This window comes from Pseudomonas sp. (assembly GCF_030683065.1).
In the GTDB taxonomy this organism is placed as follows: domain Bacteria; phylum Pseudomonadota; class Gammaproteobacteria; order Pseudomonadales; family Pseudomonadaceae; genus Aquipseudomonas.
Map to the genome: position 1 here is coordinate 54,839 of NZ_JAUXMX010000063.1, position 26,305 is coordinate 81,143.

Here is a 26,305-nt window from a genome sequence, read left to right on the forward strand (position 1 = left end):
TGAAGTGTGCTTGCCTGGCCGGTGGTCAAACCCAGGGGCTGCGCAACTGCAGGCGTATCGCTATCATTAATTATATCCATGACTCGGATGAACATCATTCGACTATTATATCGGCGTCATATCTTGCCGAGTACGGCTGCTGCGTATCCCTATCCTCACCTGAGTACTGCCGATGTTGAAACGCATAGCCATGTCCGACTTACGTATCGGCATGTACATTCAGGAATTCTGTGGCTCGTGGATGGATCATCCGTTCTGGAAGGCCAAGTTCTTGCTAGAAACAGACAAGGATTTACAGCGCATCCAGACCTGCGGTATCAGCGAGCTATGGATTGATGCCAGCAAGGGGCTGGATGTCGAGTCGGGCCGGGTAAGCGTTACCCCGGCAGAGGTTGAGGTCGAGGTGCAGGAGCTGCTGATGGCAGCGGCGCTGCCGACTGGCCCGGTCTGTTCACTAGAGGATGAGTTGAACCGCGCGGCCAAGCTCTGTAACCGCTCGAAGCAGGCGGTTATGGACATGTTTGGCGATGCGCGCATGGGCAAGGCGCTGGATTTCGAGCAGGCCGAAGACTTGGTTGCGGAGATTTCCGAATCGGTCATGCGTCATCCCAATGCCCTGATCAGCCTGGCGCGACTCAAGCGTGCCGATGAGTACACCTATATGCATTCGGTGGCGGTCTGCGCCCTGATGATTGCGCTTGCGCGTCAACTGGGGATGAACCCTGTTCAGGTGCGTGAAGTCGGTCTGGCGGGCATGCTGCACGATGTGGGCAAGATGGCGGTGCCCGCCGAGATACTCAATAAGCCTGGCAAGTTGACGGATAGCGAGTTTGTCACGGTGCGTGAGCACCCCCAGGCAGGCGGCAAAATTCTTCTGGCGGGCAAGCAGGTTAGTGCTGTGGTGCTGGATGTTTGCTTGCACCATCACGAGAAGGTCGATGGCAGCGGCTATCCTCACCGACTGTCCGGCGAACAAATCAGTTTGCCGGCGAAAATGGGCGCGATCTGCGACGTGTATGACGCTGTTACATCCAACCGGCCCTACAAGGCTGGCTGGGAGCCGGCCGAGTCAATCCGCAAGATGGCCGAGTGGACGGGGCACTTCGATCAAGCCGTGTTCAAGGCCTTTGTCAAAACCGTCGGCATTTACCCGACGGGCTCTTTGGTGCGCCTGCAAAGCGGGCGCATCGGTGTGGTGCTGGACCAACACGCAACCTCGTTGCTCATGCCCAAGGTCAAGGTGTTTTTCTCGGCCAAGTCGAAAACGCCCATTGCCCAGGAAATAATCGACCTGGCCAAACTGATCGATCGCGACAAGATTGTCAGCCGCGAATCCGCCGCTGACTGGGGGTTCCGTAACCTGGATGAGTTATGGACGGGCTTGCCCTCCAGATAGCAGAGCGTGTGTGAAAACTCGCTTGCTGTGCGCGCCCGAGGCGGCGCTGTATTTCCCCAAACGCCACGCCGTTGACTAAATCCGCTCGAACCATCTGTGGCATTACCAGTCGGAGTCTGTGACGTTTTTACGGAGTACTGACTGAATATGAGACTTGCCGCCGCACTACTGGCCTTTATCGCTTTGCCAGCGATGGCCAGCACACCGACGCTCTACGGGCGCTACGAATACATTGAGCTGCCGCAAGTCGGCCAAACCCTCAAGGCCAAAATGGACACCGGCGCGGTGACGGCCTCGTTGTCGGCCAGGGACATCGAGCAGTTTCAGCGTGATGGCCAGGACTGGGTGCGTTTCCGTCTGGCCACCGCAAGTGCTGACGATACGCTGTTCGAAAAGCCCCTGGTGCGCATCAGCGAAATCAAAAGTCGCGCCGAAGAGCAGGGCTCAGCCAGCAGTCCTGCGGTTGCCAAGCGTCCTGTGGTGGATATGCAGCTCTGTCTGGGTAAGCAACTGCGCACCGTTGAGGTCAATCTCACCGACCGCAGTCGCTTCAATTACCCGTTGCTGATTGGCACCAGTGCCTTGCGTGAGTTTGATGTGGCGATCAATCCGGCGCAGCGCTACATCGCCAGCCAGCCGCAGTGCTGAAACGTAAATGACCTATGCTGCAAGCAGCCGTCCGCGCTGCTTGTTGAATCTGAGGTCTGGTGAAAGATACGCGCCTGCTGCGGCCGTCCCCAAGTGCTTGGCGACGCCCTCCGCTACGGCGCAGTATTTTGCACAAGCCCTGACTCGAAGAGCCCGGCGTAATTCTTGCTAGATGATGTTCTTTGCCACACCTGTCGCCAGGTGTGGCTGAACTCGTTGAGGTGTCGTTATGACTGGAGTACTCAAGCCGGGTGTGCGTGTTTTGGAGCGTTTCAGCTTCGCACGTAAATTTCAGCTGCTATTTGTATTGTTCGCCTTACCGCTGGGCTATGCGCTGTGGGTAATCACGACGGATCATCTGGCCCGCCTGACGCTGATAGATCACGAGCTGGAAGGCATGCACGGGGTGCAGGCCCTGGGTGCGGTTCAGCGGGAGGTGGTCGAGCAGCGCACCTTGCTGGCGCGCTGGAAGGGCACCGACAAATCAGCTCAAGCGTTGTTGGAGCAGCGCGCCAGCGGTCTCGATCAAGCGCTGGAGCAGGCGGCCACGCAGTTGGCAAGTGCGCGCTCAAGCGCTCAGGCGCGTGAGCAATTGGCCGTGCTGCAAGGTCTACGTGCCGAGTTGAGTGTGGCGGTACTGGGCAAGATGGCGCTACCGGATGCCCTTGAGCGTTACCAAAGGACCCTGTTGCAACTGATGGCGCTGCGCGAACAGGTGGCTACCGACAGCGGTTTGATCCTCGATCCGCACCTTGATACCTACCTGATGATGGAGCAGCTGACGTTTACCCTGCCGCGTTTGCAGGAGCGTCTTGGCAGTTTCGCCAGCCAGGGTTATGGCGCGGTGTTCTCGGCTCATTTCACCCTGCAGAGCCGGGTATTGATCCGCGATTTGCGCCGTACTCTGGATGAGTCGCTCGGCCAGTTGATCAAGGCGCGTGCCACCCTCGGCCAGCAGTCAGTGGCCTCGAAGGGTGATTTGCAGGCCTCGTTTACCGTTGCTGAGCAAGGTTTCGAGAAGTTCCTGCGCGAGATCGACCGCGACATGTTCGAGGCCAGCCCCATGGCCTTGAGCCCCGAGCAATTCATCCAGCGGATAGACGTCTTGCAGGTCCAGTTGACGGATCTGCAGCAGGCGTTGTACCAGCAGTTCGCCCTGAGCCTGGGCGACTACCGCCAGCAGGCACAGTACAAAATAGGGCAAGTGATTGCGGTGTTCGGCGTGCTGACCCTGCTGGCGCTCTATGTGCTGTTCTGCCTGAATGCCTCGATTCGCCGCAGCACCGCCGGCATCATTGCCGCCGCGCAGGGCCTGCGTGATGGCGACCTACGCGTTCACATGCAGGTGCATGGCGAAGACGATCTGGCGAGTATCGCCACCGCGCTGAATGCCGCTGTTGAGCAGTTGCGTGGCTCGCTGCAGGGCGTCGATCAGGAAAGCCATAACCTGGGTGGCACTGTCCAGTTGCTCAGCAGCCAGGCGCAGAGCGCCTTAACGGCAGTGGAGCAGCAGCAGGGTCAGATGAGTCAGATCGCCACCGCTGCGACACAAATGGCAGCCACCGCGCAGAGCGTTGCGCAAAGCTGCGAGGAGGCAGCGATGGAAGCCGGGCATACCCGCGAAATCGCTAACCAGAGCAACCAGCGCAGCGAGCGCACCAGCGCCAGCATGCGTCAGCTCAGCAGTCGCCTGGGTGACAGTGCCGCGACCTTGCAGCAGCTGCGTGAGCAGACCGAGCAGATCACCCGGGTGGTCGATGTGATCAAGGGCATCGCTGAACAGACCAACCTGCTGGCGCTCAACGCCGCCATTGAAGCTGCGCGTGCTGGCGATCAGGGCCGTGGTTTTGCGGTGGTCGCCGACGAGGTGCGCTCGCTGTCGCAGCGTACGCAAAACTCTACTGCGGAAATCGCCCAGACAGTCGCCGACCTGCATCGTGTGGTCGGCCAGTCCGTAAGCCTGATGGAGGAGGCCGTACAGCAGGCAGAGGGTGATGTCGGCAGCGTGCTGGCAATGGGTGAGGATTTAGCTGGAATAGTCGAGTCTGTCCAACGGGTCAGCGATCGCTTGGCGCAGATTGCCACTGCTGCCGAGCAGCAAGCGGCCACCGCCGATGAGGTCAGCGGCAATATCCAGCAGGTCGATCAGGGCGCTAGCGCCATGCTCGACGGCGCACATGCGGTGAGCGATGCGGCTGAGCAGTTGCGTCGCGGTAGTCAGGTACTGGAGCAGAATACCGGACGTTTCAAGTTGGGCTGATAGGCCCAATAAAGTGCAGGTCTTCTGATGCTACGGGCGGCGCGGGTATGGATGCGCTTAACCCGCGACTGTCGCTCTGCCCCGCGCAGAAAGTCCCGCCGTGCTCTGTTGCATGTTGTCGCGAGTGCCTTGCGTCGAGATGTTCACGGCCTCGCGGGTTAAGTGAAACGTGCAGTTGATTGGTTGCAGCTCTGGCGATGGATAGAGGCTGTGCTGTCTGGGGCTGGCGCGCATACTGCAGGCTTAATAAATCCCAGGTAACTACTATGAACCTCGCTTTTACCCCGTTGGTTTCGTTGCTCGCCGGCATTCTGATTCTGGTTATGCCGCGCTTGCTGAACTACATCGTGGCCATTTATTTGATCGTTATTGGCCTGGTCGGAATCTTCGGTACAGGCAACTTCACCTTGCGTTTTTAATCAGTCGCGAGCCCCGCGCGATGAGGTTCGCAATGACCCTGTAAAGGGCTATGTGTGCGCCCTTAGGCATTGCCTACGGTGGGGTGCGTCGTCACGCGACGCCAGCCTGCCCGCGCCTTCGTTCTCAGGCCTTTGCGGCGCCTGTTGCATGCAACACCTTGCGGGTTGCCGCCTTGGGCAATGCCGGCAAGGTAGAGCCGCCGGCTACGACCGCCTCCAAACATGTGATGCAGCGTTGGGCTATTTGAAACGCAGGGTCACTTTGCCTGATGCGCGGGTTTCTTTCGTTTTGCGTATGGCGTGTGCTGGCCTGGGGCGTCACGACGGGGCCATTTATTGATGCCGCAGATAGTCTGGCTGTTTGCTTGAAGCCGCTGTGGCGCGACGTTCCAGCGGCCTGGGCCGGCCAGCGCCGGGGCGGTTGTTAGACTAAAGTTAGTTGCAGGCTGTTTAGGGTCGTTTTTGTTTTATTCAAGTGATTGTTATTAAAGGAAAAAATATTAAATCCAAGTCTGCCGCAGAGAGGCTAAGACCAAGGTCTAGCTGTCGGCTTGGCGTGGCCTACTGCTAATTTGACGATGCATGAAAATAATAATACCGGAGGAGCTATGACTTCTGAAAAAGAAAATGCTGCAGCGTACTGGAAGGCGAATGTTCGGCTAATTACCTGGAGCCTGGTTGTTTGGGCGCTGGTGTCTTACGGCTTCGCCATACTTCTTCGGCCCTTGTTGGCAGGTATCTCTGTCGGCGGTACCGACCTTGGATTCTGGTTTGCCCAGCAAGGTTCGATTATCACCTTTGTCGTGATCATTTTCTTCTACGCGTGGAAAATGAACAAACTCGATAAACAATTCGATGTCGAGGAATAATCCATGAGTCAGTTTGTAATCAACATGCTGTTTGTGGGCGCTTCCTTCGCGCTCTACTTCGGCATTGCCATCTGGGCGCGTGCTGGCTCGACCAAAGAGTTCTACGTCGCCGGCGGGGGTGTTCACCCCATCACCAACGGCATGGCAACTGCAGCCGACTGGATGTCAGCGGCTTCCTTTATTTCTATGGCAGGCCTGATCGCCGCTGGCGGTTATGCCAACTCAACGTTCCTGATGGGCTGGACCGGCGGCTATGTGCTGCTGGCTATGTTGCTGGCGCCTTATCTACGCAAGTTCGGCAAGTTCACTGTGCCTGACTTCATCGGTGATCGCTTCTACAGCAACGGTGCTCGTCTGGCTGCAGTGGTCTGCCTGATCATCATCTGCGTAACCTACGTTATCGGTCAGATGGCCGGTGCTGGCGTGGCGTTCTCGCGCTTCCTTGAAGTGAGCAACTCTACCGGTATCTGGATCGCTGCTGGCGTGGTGTTCTGCTACGCGGTGTTCGGTGGCATGAAGGGCATCACCTACACCCAGGTGGCGCAGTACGTGGTACTGATCATTGCTTACACCATTCCTGCGGTGTTCATCTCCCTGCAACTGACCGGCAATCCGATTCCGATGTTCGGTATGTTCAGTGAGCACACTGAGTCAGGCATGCCGCTGCTGCAGAAGCTCAATGAAGTCGTTGCGGGTCTGGGCTTTACTGACTACACAGCCGATGTCAGCAACAAGCTGAATATGGTGCTCTTTACCCTGTCGCTGATGATTGGTACGGCCGGTCTGCCGCACGTAATCATTCGCTTCTTCACCGTGCCGAAAGTGGCTGATGCGCGCTGGTCTGCCGGTTGGACATTGATCTTCATCTCCCTGCTTTACCTCACTGCGCCTGCTGTGGCTTCCATGGCACGCCTGAACCTGCTGACCACCGTCTATCCGCAGGGTGTTGAGGCTCCAGCGCTTGCGTATGAAGAGCGTCCGGATTGGGTGAAAACCTGGGAAACCACTGGTTTGATCACGTGGGAAGACAAGAACAACGACGGTCGTATTCAGCTGTATAACGATGTCGCCCCGGCCTTTACCCCGACTGCTGAAGCTCGCGGCTGGCAGGGCAACGAGTTGACCGTTAACAACGACATTTTGGTACTGGCTAACCCGGAAATTGCCAACCTGCCGGGCTGGGTTATTGGTCTGATCGCAGCGGGTGCTATTGCTGCTGCATTGTCGACGGCTGCCGGTCTGTTGCTGGCCATTTCCTCAGCCGTGAGTCATGACTTGATCAAGAACATGATCAATCCCAAGATCAGCGAGAAGGGCGAAATGCTTGCTGCGCGTATCTCGATGGGGGTCGCTATCCTGCTGGCTACCTGGCTGGGGCTCAATCCGCCTGGCTTTGCCGCGCAGGTGGTGGCATTGGCCTTCGGTATAGCCGCGGCCACGCTGTTCCCTGCATTGATGATGGGGATCTTCTCCAAGCGGGTAAACGATAAGGGCGCGATTGCCGGCATGCTGGTTGGTCTGGTGTTCACTGTCGTTTACATCTTCCTGTATCTGGGTTGGTTCTTCATCCCAGGCACGGCGACTTTCCCCAACACCCCGGATAACTGGATGTTTGGTATTTCGCCGCTGTCTATCGGTACTGTGGGTGCCCTCATCAACTTTGCTGTCGCCTACGCCGTGTCTCTTGCGACCGTAGCGCCACCTCAGGAGATCCAGGACCTGGTGGAAAGCGTTCGTACTCCCAAAGGTGCTGGTGGCGCGTTGAGCCACTGAGCATAATCAACCTGATCATGTTTGATCAGGGTCTTATCAGCGGGCCTCCTTGAGAGGCCCGTTTTATTTTCGGGAGTCAGTCAATGTTGTGGACAATACTTGCCATCGTGGTTTCGGGGTTGGGTGCGGCGGGTATTGCCATGCTGCTGCGCAAACTGACGGGCAACCGCTTACCCAGGTGGATCATTCCGGCATTTGGCGGTTTGGGCATGCTGAGCTACCAGATTTACTACGAGTATTCCTGGTTCGACCACCAGCTGCTGCGTCAGCCGGCTGAGTCCGTGCTGGTGGCCAGTGAAACCGGCGAGGTGTTCTGGCGGCCCTGGACGTTTTACTGGCCGATGACCACTGCCTTCACCGTGCTCGACCGCAAAAGCATGCTGCGCGAGGATGTCGCTGGTGGTGATGTGGTGGCCTTTAACCTGTATCGCTTTGAAAAACAGCATGTCGACCGTGTCAGCTATCAGCCGCATTTGCTCAATTGTATAACGGCAGAATTGTTGCCCCTGGATGCACAGAAAAAACCGCAGCTGGATCAGTTAAAGCGCATTGCCAAGGATGATGTGCTCTACCAGCAGGTCTGCCAGTAGAGAATGAGTTGAGATAGATCCCTGATCTGCAGCTTGGGGCCAGGGCTTCTGCAGTAACCGCCTGCCGCCACTTGGAGTCGCAGGCGCTGGCATAGACCCAGATCAATGCGGCCGCCCGCCTGACTCTCTAGAATCCCGTCCCCCCCCTGGATTTCCGAGCCCGCGGTTTATGGCCACCTCCCTTCGTTACCCCGAACTGCTGTCCCCTGCCGGCACCCTGAAAAACATGCGCTACGCCTTCGCCTACGGCGCCGATGCGGTGTATGCCGGGCAGCCGCGTTACAGCTTGCGGGTGCGCAATAACGAGTTCGATCACGCTAACCTTGCCCTTGGTATTGCCGAGGCGCATGCCCAGGGCAAGCAGTTCTATGTGGTGGTTAATATCGCCCCGCATAACGCCAAGCTGAAGACCTTCCTGAGGGATCTGGCTCCGGTGATCGAGATGGGCCCGGATGCGTTGATCATGTCCGACCCCGGGCTGATCATGCTGGTGCGCGAGCATTTCCCGCAGATGCCGATTCACCTCTCCGTGCAGGCCAACGCGGTGAATTGGGCCAGCGTGAAGTTCTGGCAGCAACAGGGGCTGAGCCGGGTGATTCTGTCGCGCGAACTGTCGCTGGAGGAAATCACCGAAATTCGCCAGCAAGTGCCGGGCATGGAGCTGGAGGTGTTCGTCCACGGTGCGCTGTGTATGGCCTATTCCGGACGTTGCCTGTTGTCGGGCTACATCAACAAGCGCGACCCCAATCAGGGCAGCTGCACCAATGCCTGTCGCTGGGAGTACAAGGCCGACCAGGCCGTCGAGAACGAGCTCGGCGATATTGTGCAGATTGTCGAGCCGACTCTAGGCGTTGGCGCGCCCTCCGAGCAAGTCTTCCTGCTGGAAGACAGTTCGCGCCCAGGTGAGGCAATGCCTGCCTTTGAAGATGAGCATGGCACCTACATCATGAACTCCAAGGACCTGCGTGCGGTGCAGCACGTCGAGCGCCTGGTGCAGATGGGCGTGCACTCGCTGAAGATCGAGGGGCGGACCAAGTCCCACTATTACGTGGCGCGCACCGCTCAGGTATACCGCAAGGCGATCGACGATGCCGTGGCCGGTAGGCCATTCGACAAGTCGCTGATGGGCACCCTGGAATCCCTGGCCCATCGCGGCTACACCGAGGGCTTTTTGCGCCGTCATGTGCACGACGAGTACCAGAATTATGAGCGTGGCAGCTCGGTGTCCGAACAGCAGCAGTTTGTCGGCGAGTTGACTGGCGAGCGGCGTGGTGAACTGGCTGAAGTGAAAGTGAAAAATCGCTTCGCTCTCGGCGATGGCCTGGAGCTGATGACGCCCCAGGGCAACCTGCGCTTCACCCTCGAACAGTTGGAAAACCGCCAAGGCCAGGCGGTGACTGTCGCACCAGGCGACGGCCATGTGGTCTACCTGCCAGTACCGCCTGAGGTGCAGCTGGACTATGGCCTGTTAATGAGGGATCTGTAGCAGCGCGCTGCGTACGCTGCTTTGCGCTCTTGTAGGAGCACGCCATTCGTACGATTTCTTTCGCGGGCATGGAGCTAGGCGTTCCCGCCGCGTCTACAAGCCGCTAGACATGAGTGCATCCAGTTTGTTGCGCGACAGGGGTTCTCCTGCCGGGCGCAGGGCTGTTAAATCGAGTGCGCCCGTTGGCGGCGTCGGCTATTGAGCTGCCGCAGCAGCGCGGGCAGGCTATCCAGATCTTGCTGGCGCGCCTTGCTAAACAGGATCAGCGCCAGTTCGGCGGTTACCAAGGCGTCGGCGCTGGCATGATGACGCTGATGTACTTGTAGGCTGAAGTGTTGTGTCCAGTCGTCCAGTCCTGCGTGGGGCAGATTGGCCTTGGGGCACAGTAAAGGGGCTATTTCGGCGACATCAAAGAAGGCATGCTGCAGGCGATAGCCCAGGCTCTGCTTGAGCGCACGGGCCAGCATGCGCTGGTCGAATTCGGCGTGGAAGGCGAGCAGCGGGCTGTCACCGACGAACTCCATGAATGCCAGCAGTGCTTCAGCCGGTTCCTCGCCGTTGGCGATCTCACTGGGTGCGATGCCGTGGATCAGGGTGCTGACGCTGGCCTGGTGGCCAGCGCTCTGCAGGGTGCATTCGAACTGTTGGCTAAGGTCGATGGCACCGTTCTCAATGACCACTGCGCCGATCGACAACACCTGGTCGCGACGCATGTTCAAGCCGCTGGTTTCCAGGTCGAGAACCACAAAACGCTGCTGGCGCAGGCTGCGTTCATCCAGCTCGGCTGCCTGGCGCAGGCCGCGCTGACGCTCCAGTTGCTGCTGGGTCAGGATCGGGCCGCGCCCGGTGAACCAAGTGAAGGTGCTCATAACTGATACCTCACGGCCAGGCTGCTCTGTAGTCGCTGTGCCTGGCGGAAGGACTCTCGCAGAATGCGCTGATCCAGGTGATTAAGGTGACCAGGGTCGACCCGGTTGGAGTAGGGCAGGCCGTCGCGGGTCTGCAGTTGGTGTTGCTGCATGCGGGTTTGCTGGATGAAGTGGTAGGCCTCTTCATAGGCCGCGCCATCGAGCGGCTCAATCACGCCTTTGGCGATCAGTTCGCGCAGGCGCTCCAGGGTGTTGCAGGTTTCGACGCCATGGCTCAGGGCCAGCAGGCGGGCGCCGTCGACGAAGGGGGTCAGGCCTTGCACCTTGAGATCGAGGGTGTCTTTCTCGGCCCCTTTGCGCGCCACTACGAAGTCACGAAACACGCCAACCGGCGGGCGGTGACTCAGGGCATTCTCGGCCAGCATGCGCTGGAACAGACTGTTGCTGGCGACCTGTTTGAGCAGGCCCTGGCGCAACTGGTCGCAGCCATAGGGGTCACCCCAGACTACCCGCAGGTCGAAATAGATGGTCGAACTGAGCAGGTTTTCCGGGGTCGCCTCATTGATGAAGCTGTTGAAGCGCCGCGCCCACTCCTGGCGCGACAGGCACAGTTCCGGGTTGCCGGCCATGATGTTGCCCTTGCACAGGGTGAATCCGCACAGGGCCAGGCGCTGGTTGATTTCGACGGCCAGTGGCAGCAGGCGTTGGCGGATATCGTCGGCCGCCACCGAGTCGGCGGCCTCGAACAGGATGCCGTTGTCCTGGTCGGTGTACAGGGTCTGTTCGCGTCGGCCTTCGCTGCCGAAGCATAGCCAGGTGAAAGGCACGCCGGGGTTGCCGAGGTCTTCCAGGGTCAGTTCGATTACCCGACATACGGTGTGGTCGTTAAACAGGGTAATGATGTGGGTGATCTGGGTTGAACTGGCGCCGTGGGCGAGCATGCGGTCGACCAATTGCTGGATGTCGCTGCGCAGTGCCACCAGGGTCTCGACTGTGCCGGCATGGCGAATGGTGCGGGCCAGATGGACCAGGTCGACCCGCTGCAGGGAGAACAGGTCGCGCTCGGACACCACACCGCACAGGCGCTCGTGTTCAACCAGGCAGATGTGGGCGATATGCCGCTCGGTCATGGCGATTGCCGCCTCGAAGGCGCTGGCGTCGGGCGGCAGGTAGAACGGTTCGAGCGTCATCAGGCTGTCGATCGGCTGATCCAGCGAGCTGCCATCTGCAATCACCCGGCGCAGGTCGCGCAGGGTGAAAATCCCCAAAGGTTTGTGTGCCGGGTCGACGATAACGATGCTGCCAACGTGCTGCTCGTGCATCAGTTGCACGGCCTTGCGCAGCGGCGTATCGGGCGGGCAGCTGATCGGCTGGCGCATCGCCAACTCGCCCAGACGGGTGTCCAGCGAGTACTGCGCGCCGAGGCTTTCCACCGCGCGCATCTGGACCTGCTGGTTGACCTGGTCGAGCAGGCTGCTGACCCCGCGCAAGGCGAAGTCGCGAAACGGGTTGGACAGCGAAAACAGCTTGATAAAGGCCGGCTTGGCGAGCAGCAGGCAAAAGGTATCTTCGGCGGCCAGGTGTTCGGTGCGGGTGGCACGTTCACCGATCAGTGCGGCCAAGGGGAAGCACTCGCCGCTGGTGATTTCGAAGGTGGTTTCAGTGCCGCGCTTGGCCGAGTGCGGGCGCTCGCCATGCACATGGCCCTGCTTGACGATGTAGAAGTATTCAACCGGACCATCAGTCGGCTTGATGATGGTCTCGCCAGCACTATAGAAACGCAGCTGGCAGTTTTCCACCAGATAGGCCAAGTGGGCCATGTCCATCTGGTTGAACGGGGGATATTTCTGCAGGAACTCTACGGTGCCGTGGATGTTCTGCGACACCGCTGTCTTTCCCGCTTGGGTGTAAGCGTCCGACTTGCTCATGGGCGGCCTCACGATTCTTTGATAAAGCATCCTCGGTTGGCGCAGCCATTTGCGCCATTGGACGTAAGTCTAGGCGCAGATGCGTCAGTGTTGAGGCCTTGTCGACAGGCCATAAAAAACCCCCGGAAGTTGCTCTTCCGGGGGCTTTATGGCTTTGCTTTACGGGCTGCTTTCAATTGTCAGCAAACCGAAGCGTTTACCTGAGCATGCTAGGGGAGGGTAAACAGCACCTTCACCGAATCATTCACTGACGCGGCGTCGACGTAGCCAATGGCGTCTGCTTCTGCTGCGACTTTGGCAATCACCTCGGCGTCACCGCCTACGGTTGGCGGTGGCTGGCCCTTGCCGGTGAAGACCAGTCCTGACCAGTAGGATTTGAGCTGGGATTCACTTTTGTTGGTGACGCTGGTGTAGAACGCGTCCTTGGTCGGCGACCAATCTTTGTGGTCCACGCCTTTCATGGATTTGTCCTTGCCCAGGAAGATGTTGCTGACTTCCGCCTGGTTAGGTGCTTTAGCCGCGCCGGGGTTAACGATGACCGCCACCTCGGCCTGAGCCAGGGCGCTGGCACCCAGGCACATCACAGCGCAGAGCGTTCGAATGGAATACTTCATGAATGCTCTCCTCAGAATACGAAATCGACGCCGACACTGATGATGTCGCCGTCAAAGTTGCGGGCGGGGCTGCCAACCACACCGGCTGGAATTGGGCCGATGCCCTCAGCATTGATGGCGTTATCGAACGCTTCCTGGGGCGTACTTACAAACACGCCGTCATAGCCGCCTGAGGTGTCAACACGCTTGTATTCGCTTTTCAGGACCACGTTGGGCAGCAGGTTGTAGTTCAGTCCCAGCGTCCAGGAGTTCTGCCGGCCGGCATCGTCATCCAGTTGTGCGTAGGTGACATGGGTCAGGAACTCGCCAAAGCGACGGCCACCCATCAGGTAGAAGGCATCTACGCTGCCAAAACCGTCGGCCTCAATAACACGTGAGGTCCATTCGTTACTGGTCAGCCAGGTGCCGTTGTCGTACTGGTAGCCGATAGAGGTGAACTTGCCCTTTTGCTTGTCCAAGCTTTGGAATGCCTGGGTAATGACCCCGCCACCCGCCAAAGCAGGCAATCGCACTACGCCTTCAATCTCAGAGGAGATATCCGCTTCCACATAGCCCACGCGCAGGGTGCCGAGATCGTTGGTTGCCAGGCTGATGCTGGCACCGAATACCTTGTCGTAGTCGATGTCATGCATGTCATCGAAGGCAAAGATGTCGCGGTTCTTCGCCTGACCACCGGCTACCTGGAAGGCCATTGAACCGAAGGAAAGTGGCAGGTTGTAAACCGCGTCCAAACCCTCATAGTTAGACAGTTGGACCTGGCTGTAGACCTCGTCCGGCAGGCGCAGCCATGGGTAGCTGAAGCCTACGTCGATACTTTCCGAATACATGTAAACCGGGGTGCGCAGACGGCCGGCGCGCAGCATCAGGCTGTCGTTGGCCTGCCAAGATAAATAAGCCCACTCCACGTTGGCTTTCCATTCGTCTTGTGCGGGCTTGGCGGTCAGTTGCAGCGTTGCGCCAATGCTGTCGGTGAGGCCGTAATTGACCTGCGCACCAAACTTGGACAGCTGATCGCCGCGCCAGGAATCAGTGGTCTGGCCGGTGATGCCATAGCTTCGGCCATCGTCTTCTCCGCCCAGGTGGGTGAAGCCGACAGTGCCGAAGGTGTTGAAACGGTATTCGCCTTGCTCCAGCGCGAACGCTGGGGCTGTAGCCAGGCAGATGGCCAAGGGAAGCAGGCGTACTTTAAACATGCAGTGATGCTCCTGTGTTCAGGTTAAACGCGAAATTGGGCCGTTGCCGCGCGCAGATGGTCCCCTGTGCCGACCAACTGCTCGCCGAGGCGAGCAGTGGCTTCTGCACCTTGAGCGGTTGCTTGTGCGTCCTGCTGCAACACTTGTGTGTCTTGCTGAATGGAACTGGAAAGACCGATCTGTTCCTGGGTGAACTGCGCAATCCCTGCGTTCAACTGATTGATATGACCGACGGCGCTGACGATGGCTTCAAGAATTTGCGTGGCTTGGACCGAGCGCTCGATACTCGCCTGGGCCTTCTCGCCATTGGCGGTCATCACGTTGAGTACGCCGTTGGCACTGTTCTGCAGGCGCATGATGATGTTCTGGATTTCCGCCGTAGAAGCCGCGGTTTTTGAGGCCAGATTACGCACCTCGTCTGCCACCACCGCAAAGCCGCGGCCTTGTTCGCCGGCCCGCGCCGCCTCGATGGCGGCATTGAGCGCCAGCAGGTTGGTTTGTTCGGCAATGCTGCGGATGACTGTGAGTACGGAGCCCACTTGCTGGGTTTCTTCTTCCAGTTGCTGCATGGCACCGACAGCATCCATCACGCTGCTGCCCAGGTCGCTGATACTGCTCGACAGGCTGCCAATGTTTTTGCGCGCCTGGTCTGCTTGTTGCGAGGCTGCACCGGCTTCCTCGGAGGCTTGTTGCGAGCGGTGTGCGACTTCCTGAATGCTGTTGGTCATGTTCAGTATGTCGCGGCTGATCGACTCGGTATGACCTTGCTGAGAGCGCGAGTTCTCTTTGGCATCCTGGGTCAGCCGGTACAGCTCCTGGGACATGCCCGCGAGTGGGCTGGCAGCATCGATAATTTGCCGAATGGTGCCTTGCAGCTTGTCGATAAAACCATTGAACAGCTGAATCATTTCGCCGATCTCATCATTTGAGTCGACATTCACGCGGCGGGTCAGGTCGCCGTCACCACGGGCAATAGCTTGCAGTGAGGTGATTACGCCGCGCACGTTGGCCATGGTGCCGCGGATTACCAGTATGGAAGCGATGCTGATCAGCAGTACCAAAATGGCGGAGAGGGCAAAACCGACCCGTGTGGTAGTCGCATTATCTGTGCGGGTTTTCGCCAGCGTTTCCTGGAAATCCTGGTAGGCATGCCTGCGAAACGCCTCGCCAGACTTTTCTGCACTGTTCAGGTCGCTTGCCATCCGTCCGAGGCTCGGGGCGAGGTCTTCGAAGCTGGCACTGCCATTGATCAGCTGTTCCGATGCCGGCAATGCATTGTCGGCATAACGCTGAATGGCGCTTCGCCAAGTGTCCAGCTCCTGACGGCGATCGGCCAGGGTCACCAGGCGTTGCAGCTCTTGCTGCTTGCTGGCAATTTCAGCCAGTACCTTGCGGGCTTCGTCGAGGGTTTCCAGTTCGCCTGCAGCCACTGCGCTATTGAGCAGGCCGGGAAGGCGTGAATACTGGAAGATCACCGCATCAGCTTTTTCCAGGGTCGGGAAACTGTTGGTTTCCAGCGTGACCAGCCGTACATCATTGTTGGCCAGTTGCAGCGAGGTATAAGCCACGAATAGGAGCAGGCCTAGCAAGGCAATGGCGGGCAACAGCAAGAATTTCAGCGTCAGTGAGAGATTTTTCAACATGGCAGAAATACCCAGGGGGGAGGGGTGTGGCGTGTAGCGGCACAAATAGTGAACGTGTTCCGCCATTTGGTCATTTTACGGTCATATTTTCTATTATGGCCATCTATGGTTTCGGCCAGCAGCGGTATTTCTAGAGCCAATAAACCCGTCTTGCCCTAAAATTGTCGGACAAAAATATTCTTTCCTTGGGCAGCGTATCTGCTACCTCTTCAATGCTTTCTGGCTGCGCAATAAAAACCGCCCCGAAGGGCGGTTCACGTTCTCGTTAGTATCGAGTTACAGGCCGTTCTTCGCCTTGTTCTTCGCCTTGAATTCGCGGCGACGGCGGTGGAGGACCGGCTCGGTGTAGCCGTTAGGCTGCTTGGTGCCTTCGACCACCAGTTCCAGGGCCGCCTGGAACGCGATGTTGCTGTCGAAGTCCGGCGCCAGTGGGTTGTATAGCGGGTCGCTGGCGTTCTGCCGATCGACCACCGGCGCCATGCGCTTGAGGCTCTCGATCACTTGCTCCTGGGTGACCACGCCATGGCGCAGCCAGTTGGCCATGTGCTGGCTGGAGATGCGCAGGGTGGCGCGGTCTTCCATCAGGCCGATGTCGTTGATGTCCGGCACCTTGGAGCAGCCGACGCCCTGGTCGATCCAGCGCACTACGTAACCGAGGATGCCTTGCGAGTTGTTGTCCAGTTCGTTCTGGATTTCTTCGGGCGTCCAGTTGGTCTCGGCGGCCAGCGGGATGCTCAGGATATCGTCCAGCGAAGCCGGCGCACGTTTGGCCAGTTCAGCCTGACGGGCGAACACGTCGACCTGGTGGTAGTGCAACACGTGCAGGGCGGCGGCAGTTGGCGAAGGTACCCAAGCGGTGTTGGCGCCGGCCAGCGGGTGGGCGATTTTCTGTTCGAGCATCGCCGCCATCAGGTCGGGCATGGCCCACATGCCTTTGCCGATCTGCGCGCGGCCCTGCAGGCCGGTGGCCAAACCGGCGTCGACGTTATTGTCTTCGTAGGCGGCGATCCACTTCTGGGCTTTCATGGCGGCCTTGCGCACCATGGCGCCGGCTTCCATCGAGGTATGGATTTCGTCGCCGGTGCGGTCGAGGAAGCCGGTGTTGATGAACACCACGCGCTCGCTGGCCGCTTTGATGCAGGCCTTGAGGTTGACCGTGGTGCGTCGTTCCTCGTCCATGATGCCGACTTTCAGGGTATTGCGCGGCAGACCGAGGACGTCCTCGGTGCGACCGAACAGTTCGCTGGTGAAGGCGACTTCTTCCGGGCCGTGCATCTTCGGCTTGACGATGTAGATCGAGCCGGTGCGGGTATTCTTGCGGCTGGTGTTGCCATTCAGGTTGTGGATGGCGATCAGGCTGGTCAGCACGCCGTCCATGATGCCTTCCGGGATCTCGAAGCCCTGGCTGTCGACGATCGCGTCGATGGTCATCAGGTGGCCGACGTTACGGATGAACAGCAGGCTGCGCCCGTGCAGGGTCAGCTCGCCGCCGTCGGCCTGGGTGTAGACCCGGTCCGGGTTCATGGTGCGGGTGAAGGTCTGGCCGCCCTTGGACACGCTTTCGGCCAGGTCGCCTTTCATCAGGCCCAGCCAGTTGCGGTAGACCACTACTTTGTCGTCGGCATCGACTGCGGCGATCGAGTCTTCGCAGTCCATGATGGTGGTCAGTGCCGCTTCCATCAGCAGGTCTTTGACCCCGGCTGGATCGGTCTGGCCGACCGGAGTGCTGGCGTCAATCTGGATTTCGAAGTGCAAGCCATTGTGCTTGAGCAAAATGGCGATCGGCGCCTGGGCATCGCCCTGAAAGCCTGCCAGTTGGCCGTCGTCGAGCAGGCCGCTGTTGCTGCCGCCCTTGAGGCTGACCAGCAGTTTGCCGGCTTCGATGCGGTAACCGGTGGCGTCGACGTGAGAGCCGGCGGCCAGCGGCGCAGCCTGGTCGAGGAAGGCGCGGGCGAAGGCGATGACCTTGTCACCGCGAACCTTGTTGTAGCCACGGCCTTTCTCGGCGCCGCCTGCTTCGCTGATCACGTCGGTGCCATACAGGGCATCGTACAACGAGCCCCAGCGGGCGTTGGAGGCGTTGAGTGCGAAGCGTGCGTTCATCACTGGCACCACCAGCTGCGGGCCGGCCAGGTGAGCGATTTCTTCGTCGACGTTCTCGGTAGTGGCCTGGAAGCCAGACGGTTGCGGCAGCAGGTAACCGATTTCCTCAAGGAAGGCTTTGTAAGCCACGGCATCAAAGGCCTGACCGGCGCGGGCTTGGTGCCAGCCATCAATCTGTGCCTGGATTTCATCGCGCTTGACCAGCAGGGCACGGTTTTTCGGGGCCAGCTCGTTGATCACAGCCTCAAAGTCGGCCCAGAACGTGTCGGCAACGATGCCTGTACCTGGGAGGGCTTCGTTATTCACGAAGTCGAACAGCACTTTGGCGACCTGCAGGCCACCTACTTGAACGCGTTCAGTCATCACTTGCCTCACTCTGCTCAGCTCTTCAGCTCTACTCAAATAGCCGCTTCGAACCCTGGGTTTAAGTCTTGTAGTCCGAGGCGCGGCATACTACATCAAGATTATTGGAAAATCAGTGGGTGTGCGTCGTTGTACGACCAAGAGACGATTTGCAGTCACGCGGCGGACGTTTTGTTCCCAAGTTAAGAAATTATTGTTTCATAAAAAAATAAAAACAGTACACATTAATTGGGTTGGCGTTGCGGTTGCTGCGCGTTAGGCCGCCTATACTGCGGCATACATGTTGAGGGCCTGTGAACGCACAGCGCATGCAGCGCCTGCGGGAATGTCGCGCCAGATGAGCGTGTGGAGGAGGCAAGACGATGCATATACACCAGGCCAGCGCGGCCGATCTCGACGACCTGACCCGGTTGTTTGCCGGCTATTTGCAGTTCTATCAGGAGGATAAGCCGCTGGCGGCTATCCGCCTGTTTCTCGACGCGCGCTTGAGTCGAGGCGACTCGCTGCTGTTTCTGGCGCGTGACGCGCAGGATCGGGCGCTTGGTTTCGTCCAGCTCTACCCGTTCCAGGCTTCGCTGGCGCTGCAGCCGGCCTGGTTGTTGAGCGACCTGTATGTGGACGAGTGCGCCAGGCGCCAGGGGGTTGGCGAGGCACTGATGAACGCCGCCCGCGCCTATGCCGAAAGCACAGGCGCCTGTGGTTTACAGTTGCAGACGGCGAAGAGCAATCTGGCCGGGCAGGCTTTGTATGAGCGGCTCGGCTATGTGCGCGACGACCTGTTCCACACCTACTGGCTGGCCTTGCCGCCAGACGGCGACTGAACGCGCTGCAGTGGGCGTGTATTTCCTGACTGTTGAATGAAAACGAGAGGCTTGCCATGGATCATCTGGTATTAACCGTCATCGCCAAGGATCAACCTGGCTTGGTCGAGCGGCTCGCCCAATGCGTGGCCGAGCACGGCGGTAACTGGCTGGAAAGTCGCATGTCGCGCATGGCTGGTCAGTTCGCCGGCATCTTGCGCGTCGCGGTGCCGGCCAAGGACCACGCTGAACTGGTCGAGGCGCTGCAAGGCCTGGGCGCCGAGGGGATTCGCGTGCTGCTGGAGCACGGTGGCGCCGAGCCCTCCGGCAACTGGAAGTCAATTCATCTCGACCTGGTCGGCAATGACCGGCCGGGCATCATCCGCGACATCACCCGCTTGCTCGCCGAGCACGGGGTCAATCTGGAACGTTTGATTACCGAAGTGACGCCAGCGCCCATGAGTGGCGAATTGCTGTTTCACGCTGAAGCACAGTTGGCGGTACCACTCGAGTTTTCCCTCGATGCGCTGCAAGCCCAGCTGGAAACCCTCGCCGACGACTTGATGGTGGAACTCAATCTGCGCACCGATACTTGACGCAGAGGAGGGGTGGCACATATCCACGGTTGGCGTGGGTATCGCTGTGGATAAGCTGGGGAGCTATGGCGCCCGAGCTAGTGCCCCGCGGTTCTTCGGGTTCTGGTTAAAAAAGCAGCTGTTTCAATAACTTGTGCACACAGGCCGGGGATGCTTCTGTGGATAAGGTTGGGATGGATGGCTGCACGCCACGGTTTACGGGGCATGCAGATGGTTGAGTGTTTTTTATACAGTCTGGCGCCTGCTGGATCAGCCTTGTCCGCGCTTGCGCAGGGTCAGCCAGGCGTCGACGCTGTACAGCGCCAGGCCGGCCCAGATGCAGATAAAGGCCAGCAGCTTGCTCGGGTCGAAACGCTCGTCGAACACTGTAACCGCCAGGATCAGCACCAGTGTCGGGGCTATGTATTGCAGAAAGCCCAAGGTGGTGTACGGCAGGTGGCGTGCGGCAGCGTTGAAGCACACCAGTGGGATTAGGGTGATAGGTCCAGCCGCGATTAACCAGAGCGCTTCGGGCGTACTCCAGAACGCGGCCTGGCTGCTCATCGCCGCGGGGTGCCAGAGCAGCCAACCGATCGCCAATGGCAGCAGTAGCCAGGTTTCTACCACCAGGCCAGGCAGCGCGGCGACCGGTGCCTGCTTGCGGATCAGGCCGTAGAAGCCGAAGGTCAGCGCCAGCACCAGTGATACCCAGGGCAGGCTCCCGACTTGCCACACCTGTTGCGCAACACCCGCTGCGGCCAGGCCGACCGCCAGCCACTGCAGGCGACGCAAGCGTTCGCCGAGCAGCAGCATGCCGAGCAGCACATTGACCAGCGGGTTGATGTAGTAGCCCAGCGCGGCTTCGAGCATGCGTTCGTTATTCACCGCCCAGACGTACACCAGCCAATTGCTGGCGATCAGCAGGCCGCACAGCGCCAGTACGGCCAGGCGCTTGGGGTTTTCGCGCAGCTCGCGTAGCCAGCCGGGGTGTTTCCATACCAGCAGCAGCGCAGCACCGAAGACTGCCGACCAGAGTGCACGGTGGACGATGATTTCCAGCGAGGGGATGTTCTGGATGGCTTTGAAATACAGTGGGAACAGGCCCCAGATGATGTAGGCGGTCAAGCCCAGAATGTACCCGCGACGCGGGTTGGCGGTGGCCATGCAGAATCCTTGCTGAGGCGTGTCACGAAGGGCATGGATTCTAGTCGCGGGGCTCGACACTTGTCTGCATGCTCAGGTTTTTCCTGGCAGGAGAAAAGCCGATTTGCGTAAGAACGGCTTTACAGCAGCCGGTGCCTCGGGCTTTACCTGTAGTAATCAGGGGGACGCCTAGTCCTTGCTGTGGTTCGGCACTCCGACGATATTCCGGCGGCGGCCCGGATCGCCAGCAAGCTGGCTCCTACGAGGTGCGGCTGAATGCCGGGTAGGGTGCGCCATGCGCACCACTTTCTGCCGCTGTCGGCAGCGAACTGCAGTTGGAGTCGTTGATACGCGATCGGCAACCTGCGTCTGGAGTCGATCCGTGTAGGCGCGCAGGGGGGCGCCCGGTCTTTATCCACGCAATTGCTGCGGTGCGCGCGGCGCACCCTACGTGCATAGCCTGCGTCCAGGTCTGCTGGGTAGCGTTTATCAGAACAACCTGAGCGGTTCTTCATCGAGCGCCGCCAGTTGCTCGCGCAGCATCAACACCTGTTCGCCCCAATAACGCTCAGTGCCGAACCAGGGGAAACTATGGGGGAATGCCGGGTCGTCCCAACGCCGCGCCAGCCAGGCGCTGTAGTGCATCAGGCGCAGGGAGCGCAGGCCCTCGATCAGCGGCAGTTCGCGCGGGTTGAAGTCGTGGAACTCCTGGTAGCCGTCCATCAGTTCGGACAACTGGCTGAGGCGCTCATGGCGCTCGCCGGCCAGCATCATCCACAGATCCTGTACCGCGGGCCCCATGCGGCAGTCGTCGAGGTCGACCATATGGAAGGTGTCGTCGCGGCACAGCAGGTTGCCGGGGTGGCAGTCGCCATGCAGGCGAATCGCTTGCACCGGGTTGTTGGCGAACAAACTGTCGAGGCGCTTGAGCAGGTCGCGGGCCACCGACTCGTAGGCGGGTAACAGGCTGCGCGGAATGAAGTTGCCATCCAGCAGGGTGGCCAGCGAGGCGTGGCCGAAGTTTTCCACCTGCAGGGTTTCCCGGTGGGCGAAGGGCTTGAGCGAACCAACGGCATGCAGGCGCCCGAGCAGTTGGCCGAGGCGATGGAGTTGCTCCAGGTTGCCCGGCTCCGGCGCACGGCCACCGCGGCGCGGGAACAGGGCAAAACGGAAGCCGGCATGTTCGAACAGGGTTTCGCCATCACGTACCAAAGGTGCCACCACCGGCACCTCGCATTCGGCCAGTTCGAAGGTGAAACTGTGCTCCTCGCGAATCGCCGCGTCGGTCCAGCGCTGCGGCCGGTAGAACTTGGCGATCAGCGGCGTTTCGTCCTCGATACCCACTTGGTAGACGCGATTCTCATAGCTGTTGAGCGCCAAGATCCGGGCATCGCTGAGGTAGCCAATGCTTTCCACGGCATCCAGCACCAGGTCGGGGGTCAGTGCGGCAAATGGATGGGACATGGTCGGCTCCGGTCTCTGGGCCGACGAGTGTAGCGCTTATCCGGGGCTGGGCGTGTCCGGGGTCTTTGTAGGATGCGGTTGAGCGTAGCGATACCCATCGGCAGTCAGTCAATCGGCGCGCAGACCGATTATGACCATCGTCAGCAATTACCTGCCTGGAGGTGAGTTGGCACTCGCGGTGATGGGTATCGCTGCGCTCAACGCCATCCTACGAATCGGTTCGAGCCCGGATGCGATCGCTGGCGTCAGTCCCCAGGTTTCGGCGTGCGCGCCAGGCAATAGATGTCGACCCGCGCCGCGCCGGCCTTTTTCAGCAGCCGCGCCAGGCTTTCGGCGGTGGCGCCGGTGGTCAGCACATCGTCGACCAGGGCCAGGTGCAGGCCGTCGACCTGACTTTCAGGTGCGAGGGCAAAGGCGCGGCGCAGGTTGCGTTTACGGGTGGCGGCGTCCAGTTGCTGCTGCGCTGGCGTGTCGATAATCCGTTGCAGCCAGTGCTTGTGTAGCGGCAGCGTCAACTGCTCGCTCAACCACTGGGCGAGCAACTCTGCCTGATTGAAGCCACGCTGGCGCTGCCGGCGTATGGCCAGGGGGACGGGCAACAGCAGGTCGGGTCTGGCCAGGCCTTCATCGAAGGCGTGCCGCAAGTGGTGTGACAAAAGCTCGCCGAGCAGACGTCCCAGTGGCCACTTGGCCTGGTGCTTGAAGCGGGTAATCAGGCTGTCGATCGGGAAGGCATAACGCCAGGGTGCCTCGACGCGATCAAAGCGCGGCGCGCGTTTCAGGCAGCCACCGCAGGTAAGTCCAGCGTGCGGCAGTGGCAGGGCGCATATCTGGCAGCGTGGGCCAAGCCATGGCAGCTCGCTCTCACAGCTGACGCACAGGCTGCTTGTGCTGTCCGCCGGCTCGTCGCAGAGCAGGCAGTGCTGTTTGTTTTTTAACCACTTGTAAACCTTGTGCTGCTCGTCTAGTTGACAGCGCATAAAGCTTCCTTAAATATGCCGAACATCCGTGTCGTGCTGGCTGATTTTAGCAGCCGCTACAACCAACAAGGAATTACCGATGAGCGCCACCACCGCTGCCCACTTGCGTCACGATTGGACCCTAACCGAGGTCAAGGCGCTCTTCGAACAACCCTTCAACGACCTGCTGTTCAACGCGCAGACCGTGCACCGTGCGCATTTCGACCAGAATCGCGTACAGGTCTCGACCCTGTTGTCGATCAAGACCGGCGCCTGTCCGGAAGACTGCAAGTACTGCCCGCAGTCCGGCCATTACAACACCGGCCTGGAAAAGGAAAAACTGCTGGAAGTGCAGAAAGTGCTGGAGGCCGCCGCCGAGGCCAAGGCCATTGGCTCTACCCGCTTCTGCATGGGCGCGGCCTGGAAGCACCCATCGGCCAAGGACATGCCCTACGTGCTGCAGATGGTCAAAGGCGTGCGGGCCCTGGGTCTGGAAACCTGCATGACCCTGGGCAAGCTCGACAAGGAGCAGACCGCCGCCCTGGCCGAAGCTGGCCTCGATTACTACAACCACAACCTGGACACCTCGCCGGAGTTCTACGGCAGCATCATCACCACCCGCACCTATGGCGAGCGCCTGGAAACCCTGGCGTATGTACGTGATTCGGGAATGAAGATCTGCTCCGGCGGCATCCTTGGCATGGGCGAGTCGCTGGACGACCGCGCCGGCCTGCTGATCCAGCTGGCCAATCTGCCGGAACACCCGGAGTCGGTGCCGATCAACATGCTGGTCAAGGTCAAGGGCACGCCGCTGGCCGATGAGCAGGATGTCGATCCCTTCGACTTCATCCGCATGCTCGCCGTGGCGCGGATCATGATGCCGCACTCGCACGTGCGCCTGTCCGCCGGCCGCGAGGCGATGAACGAGCAGATGCAGGCTTTGGCCTTCTTCGCCGGTGCCAATTCGATCTTCTACGGCGAGAAGCTGCTGACCACTGCCAACCCTCAGGCTGGCAAAGACATGCAACTGTTTGCCCGTCTCGGCATCAAGCCTGAAGAGCGCGAAGAGCACGCCGACGAAGTGCACCAGGCTGCTATCGAGCAAGCGCTGGCCGAGCAGCGTGATTCCAGCTTGTTCTATAACGCTGCGGTCTAACCCGTTTTTGTAGGAGCCAGCTTGCTGGCGATCCGGCACTCTGGCGATCCGTCGTCGGTTGGTGGATCGCCAGCAAGGACTAGGCGTCCCCCTGGCTCCTACGGTGATTGCCATGCCTTTTGATCTTTCCACTCGCCTCGCCGAACGCCGCGCCGCCAGTCTGTACCGGCAGCGGCCCTTGCTCGATTCGCCGCAAGGGCCGCTGGTCAAGGTCGACGGCCGTGAGCTGTTGGCTTTCTGCTCCAACGACTACCTCGGCCTGGCCAATCACCCGCAGGTGATCGAGGCCTGGCGCGCTGGCGCCCTGCGTTGGGGGGTCGGCGGCGGCGCCTCGCACCTGGTGATCGGTCATAGCACGCCGCATCACGAACTGGAGGAGGCCTTGGCTGAATTCAGCGGGCGGCCGCGGGCGCTGCTGTTTTCCACTGGCTACATGGCCAACCTCGGTGCGGTCACCGCGCTGCTGGGGCAGGGCGATACGGTGCTGGAGGACCGGCTCAATCACGCCTCCCTGCTGGATGCCGGGCTGTTGTCCGGCGCGCGCTTTTCCCGTTACCTGCACAACGATGCCGCCAGCCTGGTCAACCGCCTGGATAAGGCTCGCGGCAATACGTTGGTGGTCACTGACGGCGTGTTCAGCATGGACGGCGACCTGGCCGACCTGCCGGCGCTGTGCGCGGCAGCCAAGGCCAAGGGCGCCTGGGTGATGGTCGACGACGCCCACGGTATCGGCCCACTGGGCGCGACCGGTGGCGGCATCGTCGAGCACTTCGGCCTGGGCATGGATGCTGTGCAGGTACTGGTCGGCACCCTGGGCAAGGCGTTCGGCACTGCCGGCGCCTTCGTCGCGGGGAGTGAAGAACTGATCGAGACCCTGGTGCAGTTTGCTCGGCCGTATATCTACACCACCAGCCAGCCGCCAGCGTTGGCCTGCGCCACTCTGAAGAGCCTCGAATTGCTGCGCAGCGAGCACTGGCGGCGCGAACACTTGAACGCCTTGATCAAGCGCTTCCGTGAAGGCGCCCAGGCTATTGGCCTTGAGTTGATGGACAGCGCCACGCCGATCCAGCCGATCCTGATCGGGGACAGCGCTCGGGCCATGCGCCTGTCGCAACTGCTGCGCGAGCGCGGCTTGCTGGTCACCGCGATTCGTCCGCCCACGGTGCCGGCCGGCAGTGCGCGCCTGCGCGTGACCCTGTCAGCGGCGCACAGCAGTGCCCAGCTGGAACTGCTGCTGGAGGCATTGGCCGAGTGCTGGACGTTACTGGAGAGCAGCGATGCGTGATCGCCTGATTTTGTTGCCCGGCTGGGGCCTCGGCAGTGCGCCGCTGGAGCCGCTGGCCGACGCCCTGCGTGGGCTCGACGCGCAGCTGCGGGTCGAGATCGAACCCTTACCGTTGCTGGACTCCAGCGACCCCGCCGATTGGCTGGACGAACTCGACGCAAACCTGCCCCAGGACGCCTGGCTCGGCGGCTGGTCACTCGGCGGCATGCTCGCCAGTGAACTGGCCGCGCGGCGTGGCGAGCGCTGCGCCGGCCTGCTGACCCTGGCCAGTAATCTGCGTTTCGTCGCTGCGCCGACGTGGTCCAGTGCGCTGGCGGCCGAGACATTCAGCGTGTTTCGTCAGGGCTGCGCGACGGATGCGCGCGCCACATTGAAGCGCTTTGCCTTGCTCTGCGCCCAGGGCGCGGTGGAGCCGCGCGGGCTGTCGCGACTACTGCTCAGCGCAGCGCCGCAGGTGCGTGCCGAGAGTCTGCTGGCCGGGCTGGATGTGCTGGCTGCGTTGGATACCCGCGGCGCCTTGCAGGACTTTGTCGGTCCGCAACTGCATCTGTATGCCGGTGCCGATGCCCTGGTGCCGGCGAATACGGCGGCTGCCCTGCTGGCGCTGCTGCCGGATGTCGAGATCGGCTTGATCGACAGTGTCAGCCATGCCTTCGCGCTGGAGCGTCCCCATGAGATCGCGGCTGCGATTCAGGCTTTTCTGCATGAGGTCGGCGATGACTGATTCCCGTAGGGTGCGCCATGCACACCAATCGTATGCCCTCCATGG

22 protein-coding genes are annotated in these 26,305 nt (G+C 60.3%); 13 read left to right on the forward strand and 9 right to left on the reverse strand.

Going from position 1 to position 26,305, the window contains the following annotated elements; genetic code table 11:
- Nucleotides 1-172: 172 nt before the first annotated feature.
- The 8 genes from Q8K09_RS20385 to yegQ all read left to right on the forward strand — a co-directional run bounded on the left by Q8K09_RS20385 (nt 173) and on the right by yegQ (nt 9,441).
- Nucleotides 173-1,396, forward strand: coding sequence for an HD-GYP domain-containing protein (locus tag Q8K09_RS20385; RefSeq protein ID WP_305256830.1), 1,224 nt, complete (start codon nt 173-175; stop codon nt 1,394-1,396).
- 147 nt (nt 1,397-1,543) lie between these two features.
- A complete protein-coding gene (locus Q8K09_RS20390) occupies nt 1,544-2,044 on the forward strand; it encodes an ATP-dependent zinc protease (protein WP_305256831.1) in 501 nt (166 codons plus the stop codon).
- A 229-nt stretch (nt 2,045-2,273) separates the two neighbouring features.
- Nucleotides 2,274-4,304, forward strand: a complete 2,031-nt coding sequence (locus Q8K09_RS20395) for a methyl-accepting chemotaxis protein (protein ID WP_305256832.1) — start codon at nt 2,274-2,276, stop codon at nt 4,302-4,304.
- A gap of 266 nt (nt 4,305-4,570) precedes the next feature.
- Nucleotides 4,571-4,723: a DUF3096 domain-containing protein gene (locus Q8K09_RS20400; protein ID WP_305256833.1), complete on the forward strand. Its 153-nt coding sequence runs from the start codon at nt 4,571-4,573 to the stop codon at nt 4,721-4,723.
- A 608-nt stretch (nt 4,724-5,331) separates the two neighbouring features.
- On the forward strand, nt 5,332-5,592 hold the full coding sequence (locus tag Q8K09_RS20405; RefSeq protein WP_305256834.1) for a DUF4212 domain-containing protein: 261 nt from the start codon (nt 5,332-5,334) through the stop codon (nt 5,590-5,592).
- A 3-nt stretch (nt 5,593-5,595) separates the two neighbouring features.
- The gene (locus tag Q8K09_RS20410; protein ID WP_305256835.1) at nt 5,596-7,365 is read left to right on the forward strand and encodes a sodium:solute symporter family protein; all 1,770 of its coding nucleotides are present in this window, start codon (nt 5,596-5,598) and stop codon (nt 7,363-7,365) included.
- Between the two features lie 83 nt (nt 7,366-7,448).
- Nucleotides 7,449-7,955 (forward strand): hypothetical protein, encoded by a 507-nt coding sequence (locus tag Q8K09_RS20415; RefSeq protein ID WP_305256836.1) that lies wholly within the window; start codon nt 7,449-7,451, stop codon nt 7,953-7,955.
- A 169-nt stretch (nt 7,956-8,124) separates the two neighbouring features.
- Nucleotides 8,125-9,441: a tRNA 5-hydroxyuridine modification protein YegQ gene (gene yegQ, locus Q8K09_RS20420; protein ID WP_305256837.1), complete on the forward strand. Its 1,317-nt coding sequence runs from the start codon at nt 8,125-8,127 to the stop codon at nt 9,439-9,441.
- 164 nt (nt 9,442-9,605) lie between these two features.
- On the opposite strand, the gene Q8K09_RS20425 is transcribed toward yegQ, so the two are convergent.
- The 6 genes from Q8K09_RS20425 to Q8K09_RS20450 form a co-directional block, all read right to left on the reverse strand.
- Nucleotides 9,606-10,310, reverse strand: coding sequence for a PolC-type DNA polymerase III (locus Q8K09_RS20425; protein ID WP_305256838.1), 705 nt, complete (start codon nt 10,308-10,310; stop codon nt 9,606-9,608).
- Entirely contained in the window at nt 10,307-12,238 is a 1,932-nt protein-coding gene (locus tag Q8K09_RS20430) for a putative nucleotidyltransferase substrate binding domain-containing protein (protein ID WP_305256839.1), read from the reverse strand. Before Q8K09_RS20430 ends, Q8K09_RS20425 begins: the two co-directional genes overlap by 4 nt.
- A 209-nt stretch (nt 12,239-12,447) precedes the next feature.
- A complete protein-coding gene (locus Q8K09_RS20435) occupies nt 12,448-12,852 on the reverse strand; it encodes a phosphate ABC transporter substrate-binding protein (RefSeq protein WP_305256840.1) in 405 nt (134 codons plus the stop codon).
- Nucleotides 12,853-12,863: 11 nt separating this feature from the next.
- On the reverse strand, nt 12,864-14,045 hold the full coding sequence (locus tag Q8K09_RS20440; RefSeq protein ID WP_305256841.1) for a porin: 1,182 nt from the start codon (nt 14,043-14,045) through the stop codon (nt 12,864-12,866).
- Between the two features lie 23 nt (nt 14,046-14,068).
- Nucleotides 14,069-15,688: a methyl-accepting chemotaxis protein gene (locus Q8K09_RS20445; protein ID WP_305256842.1), complete on the reverse strand. Its 1,620-nt coding sequence runs from the start codon at nt 15,686-15,688 to the stop codon at nt 14,069-14,071.
- Between the two features lie 276 nt (nt 15,689-15,964).
- Entirely contained in the window at nt 15,965-18,154 is a 2,190-nt protein-coding gene (locus Q8K09_RS20450; RefSeq protein ID WP_305256843.1) for a malate synthase G, read from the reverse strand.
- A 362-nt stretch (nt 18,155-18,516) separates the two neighbouring features.
- Between Q8K09_RS20450 and Q8K09_RS20455 the strand changes: the two genes are divergently transcribed.
- Nucleotides 18,517-18,975, forward strand: coding sequence for a GNAT family N-acetyltransferase (locus tag Q8K09_RS20455; RefSeq protein ID WP_305256844.1), 459 nt, complete (start codon nt 18,517-18,519; stop codon nt 18,973-18,975).
- 56 nt (nt 18,976-19,031) lie between these two features.
- Entirely contained in the window at nt 19,032-19,550 is a 519-nt protein-coding gene (locus Q8K09_RS20460) for a glycine cleavage system protein R (RefSeq protein WP_305256845.1), read from the forward strand.
- A 249-nt stretch (nt 19,551-19,799) separates the two neighbouring features.
- Here Q8K09_RS20460 and rarD read toward each other — a convergent pair whose 3' ends face one another.
- From rarD to Q8K09_RS20475, 3 genes are all read right to left on the reverse strand, one after another.
- Nucleotides 19,800-20,693 carry an EamA family transporter RarD gene (gene rarD, locus Q8K09_RS20465; protein ID WP_305256846.1) on the reverse strand — a complete coding sequence of 298 codons (894 nt, stop codon included), beginning with the start codon at nt 20,691-20,693 and terminating at the stop codon, nt 19,800-19,802.
- A gap of 468 nt (nt 20,694-21,161) precedes the next feature.
- Nucleotides 21,162-22,136 carry a serine/threonine protein kinase gene (locus Q8K09_RS20470; RefSeq protein ID WP_305256847.1) on the reverse strand — a complete coding sequence of 325 codons (975 nt, stop codon included), beginning with the start codon at nt 22,134-22,136 and terminating at the stop codon, nt 21,162-21,164.
- 245 nt (nt 22,137-22,381) lie between these two features.
- Entirely contained in the window at nt 22,382-23,116 is a 735-nt protein-coding gene (locus Q8K09_RS20475; protein ID WP_305256848.1) for a ComF family protein, read from the reverse strand.
- 79 nt (nt 23,117-23,195) lie between these two features.
- On the opposite strand from Q8K09_RS20475, the gene bioB reads away from it, so the two are divergent.
- The 3 genes from bioB to Q8K09_RS20490 all read left to right on the forward strand — a co-directional run bounded on the left by bioB (nt 23,196) and on the right by Q8K09_RS20490 (nt 26,260).
- Nucleotides 23,196-24,251: a biotin synthase BioB gene (gene bioB / locus Q8K09_RS20480; protein WP_305256849.1), complete on the forward strand. Its 1,056-nt coding sequence runs from the start codon at nt 23,196-23,198 to the stop codon at nt 24,249-24,251.
- 112 nt (nt 24,252-24,363) lie between these two features.
- A complete protein-coding gene (gene bioF / locus Q8K09_RS20485; protein WP_305256850.1) occupies nt 24,364-25,536 on the forward strand; it encodes an 8-amino-7-oxononanoate synthase in 1,173 nt (390 codons plus the stop codon).
- Complete coding sequence (locus Q8K09_RS20490) at nt 25,529-26,260, forward strand: alpha/beta fold hydrolase (protein ID WP_305256851.1); 732 nt, start codon at nt 25,529-25,531, stop codon at nt 26,258-26,260. The genes bioF and Q8K09_RS20490 overlap by 8 nt, the downstream gene beginning before the upstream one ends.
- Nucleotides 26,261-26,305 lie beyond the last annotated feature (45 nt).

Excerpts from the sequence above, each read along its gene's own strand:
- Q8K09_RS20385 (WP_305256830.1), top strand. The coding sequence starts at position 173 with ATGTTGAAACGCATAGCCATGTCCGACTTACGTATCGGCATGTACATT.
- Q8K09_RS20390 (WP_305256831.1), top strand. The coding sequence starts at position 1,544 with ATGAGACTTGCCGCCGCACTACTGGCCTTTATCGCTTTGCCAGCGATG.
- Q8K09_RS20395 (WP_305256832.1), top strand. The coding sequence starts at position 2,274 with ATGACTGGAGTACTCAAGCCGGGTGTGCGTGTTTTGGAGCGTTTCAGC.
- Q8K09_RS20400 (WP_305256833.1), top strand. The coding sequence starts at position 4,571 with ATGAACCTCGCTTTTACCCCGTTGGTTTCGTTGCTCGCCGGCATTCTG.
- Q8K09_RS20405 (WP_305256834.1), top strand. The coding sequence starts at position 5,332 with ATGACTTCTGAAAAAGAAAATGCTGCAGCGTACTGGAAGGCGAATGTT.
- Q8K09_RS20410 (WP_305256835.1), top strand. The coding sequence starts at position 5,596 with ATGAGTCAGTTTGTAATCAACATGCTGTTTGTGGGCGCTTCCTTCGCG.
- Q8K09_RS20415 (WP_305256836.1), top strand. The coding sequence starts at position 7,449 with ATGTTGTGGACAATACTTGCCATCGTGGTTTCGGGGTTGGGTGCGGCG.
- yegQ (WP_305256837.1), top strand. The coding sequence starts at position 8,125 with ATGGCCACCTCCCTTCGTTACCCCGAACTGCTGTCCCCTGCCGGCACC.
- Q8K09_RS20425 (WP_305256838.1), bottom strand. The coding sequence starts at position 10,310 with ATGAGCACCTTCACTTGGTTCACCGGGCGCGGCCCGATCCTGACCCAG.
- Q8K09_RS20430 (WP_305256839.1), bottom strand. The coding sequence starts at position 12,238 with ATGAGCAAGTCGGACGCTTACACCCAAGCGGGAAAGACAGCGGTGTCG.
- Q8K09_RS20435 (WP_305256840.1), bottom strand. The coding sequence starts at position 12,852 with ATGAAGTATTCCATTCGAACGCTCTGCGCTGTGATGTGCCTGGGTGCC.
- Q8K09_RS20440 (WP_305256841.1), bottom strand. The coding sequence starts at position 14,045 with ATGTTTAAAGTACGCCTGCTTCCCTTGGCCATCTGCCTGGCTACAGCC.
- Q8K09_RS20445 (WP_305256842.1), bottom strand. The coding sequence starts at position 15,688 with ATGTTGAAAAATCTCTCACTGACGCTGAAATTCTTGCTGTTGCCCGCC.
- Q8K09_RS20450 (WP_305256843.1), bottom strand. The coding sequence starts at position 18,154 with ATGACTGAACGCGTTCAAGTAGGTGGCCTGCAGGTCGCCAAAGTGCTG.
- Q8K09_RS20455 (WP_305256844.1), top strand. The coding sequence starts at position 18,517 with ATGCATATACACCAGGCCAGCGCGGCCGATCTCGACGACCTGACCCGG.
- Q8K09_RS20460 (WP_305256845.1), top strand. The coding sequence starts at position 19,032 with ATGGATCATCTGGTATTAACCGTCATCGCCAAGGATCAACCTGGCTTG.
- rarD (WP_305256846.1), bottom strand. The coding sequence starts at position 20,693 with ATGGCCACCGCCAACCCGCGTCGCGGGTACATTCTGGGCTTGACCGCC.
- Q8K09_RS20470 (WP_305256847.1), bottom strand. The coding sequence starts at position 22,136 with ATGTCCCATCCATTTGCCGCACTGACCCCCGACCTGGTGCTGGATGCC.
- Q8K09_RS20475 (WP_305256848.1), bottom strand. The coding sequence starts at position 23,116 with ATGCGCTGTCAACTAGACGAGCAGCACAAGGTTTACAAGTGGTTAAAA.
- bioB (WP_305256849.1), top strand. The coding sequence starts at position 23,196 with ATGAGCGCCACCACCGCTGCCCACTTGCGTCACGATTGGACCCTAACC.
- bioF (WP_305256850.1), top strand. The coding sequence starts at position 24,364 with ATGCCTTTTGATCTTTCCACTCGCCTCGCCGAACGCCGCGCCGCCAGT.
- Q8K09_RS20490 (WP_305256851.1), top strand. The coding sequence starts at position 25,529 with ATGCGTGATCGCCTGATTTTGTTGCCCGGCTGGGGCCTCGGCAGTGCG.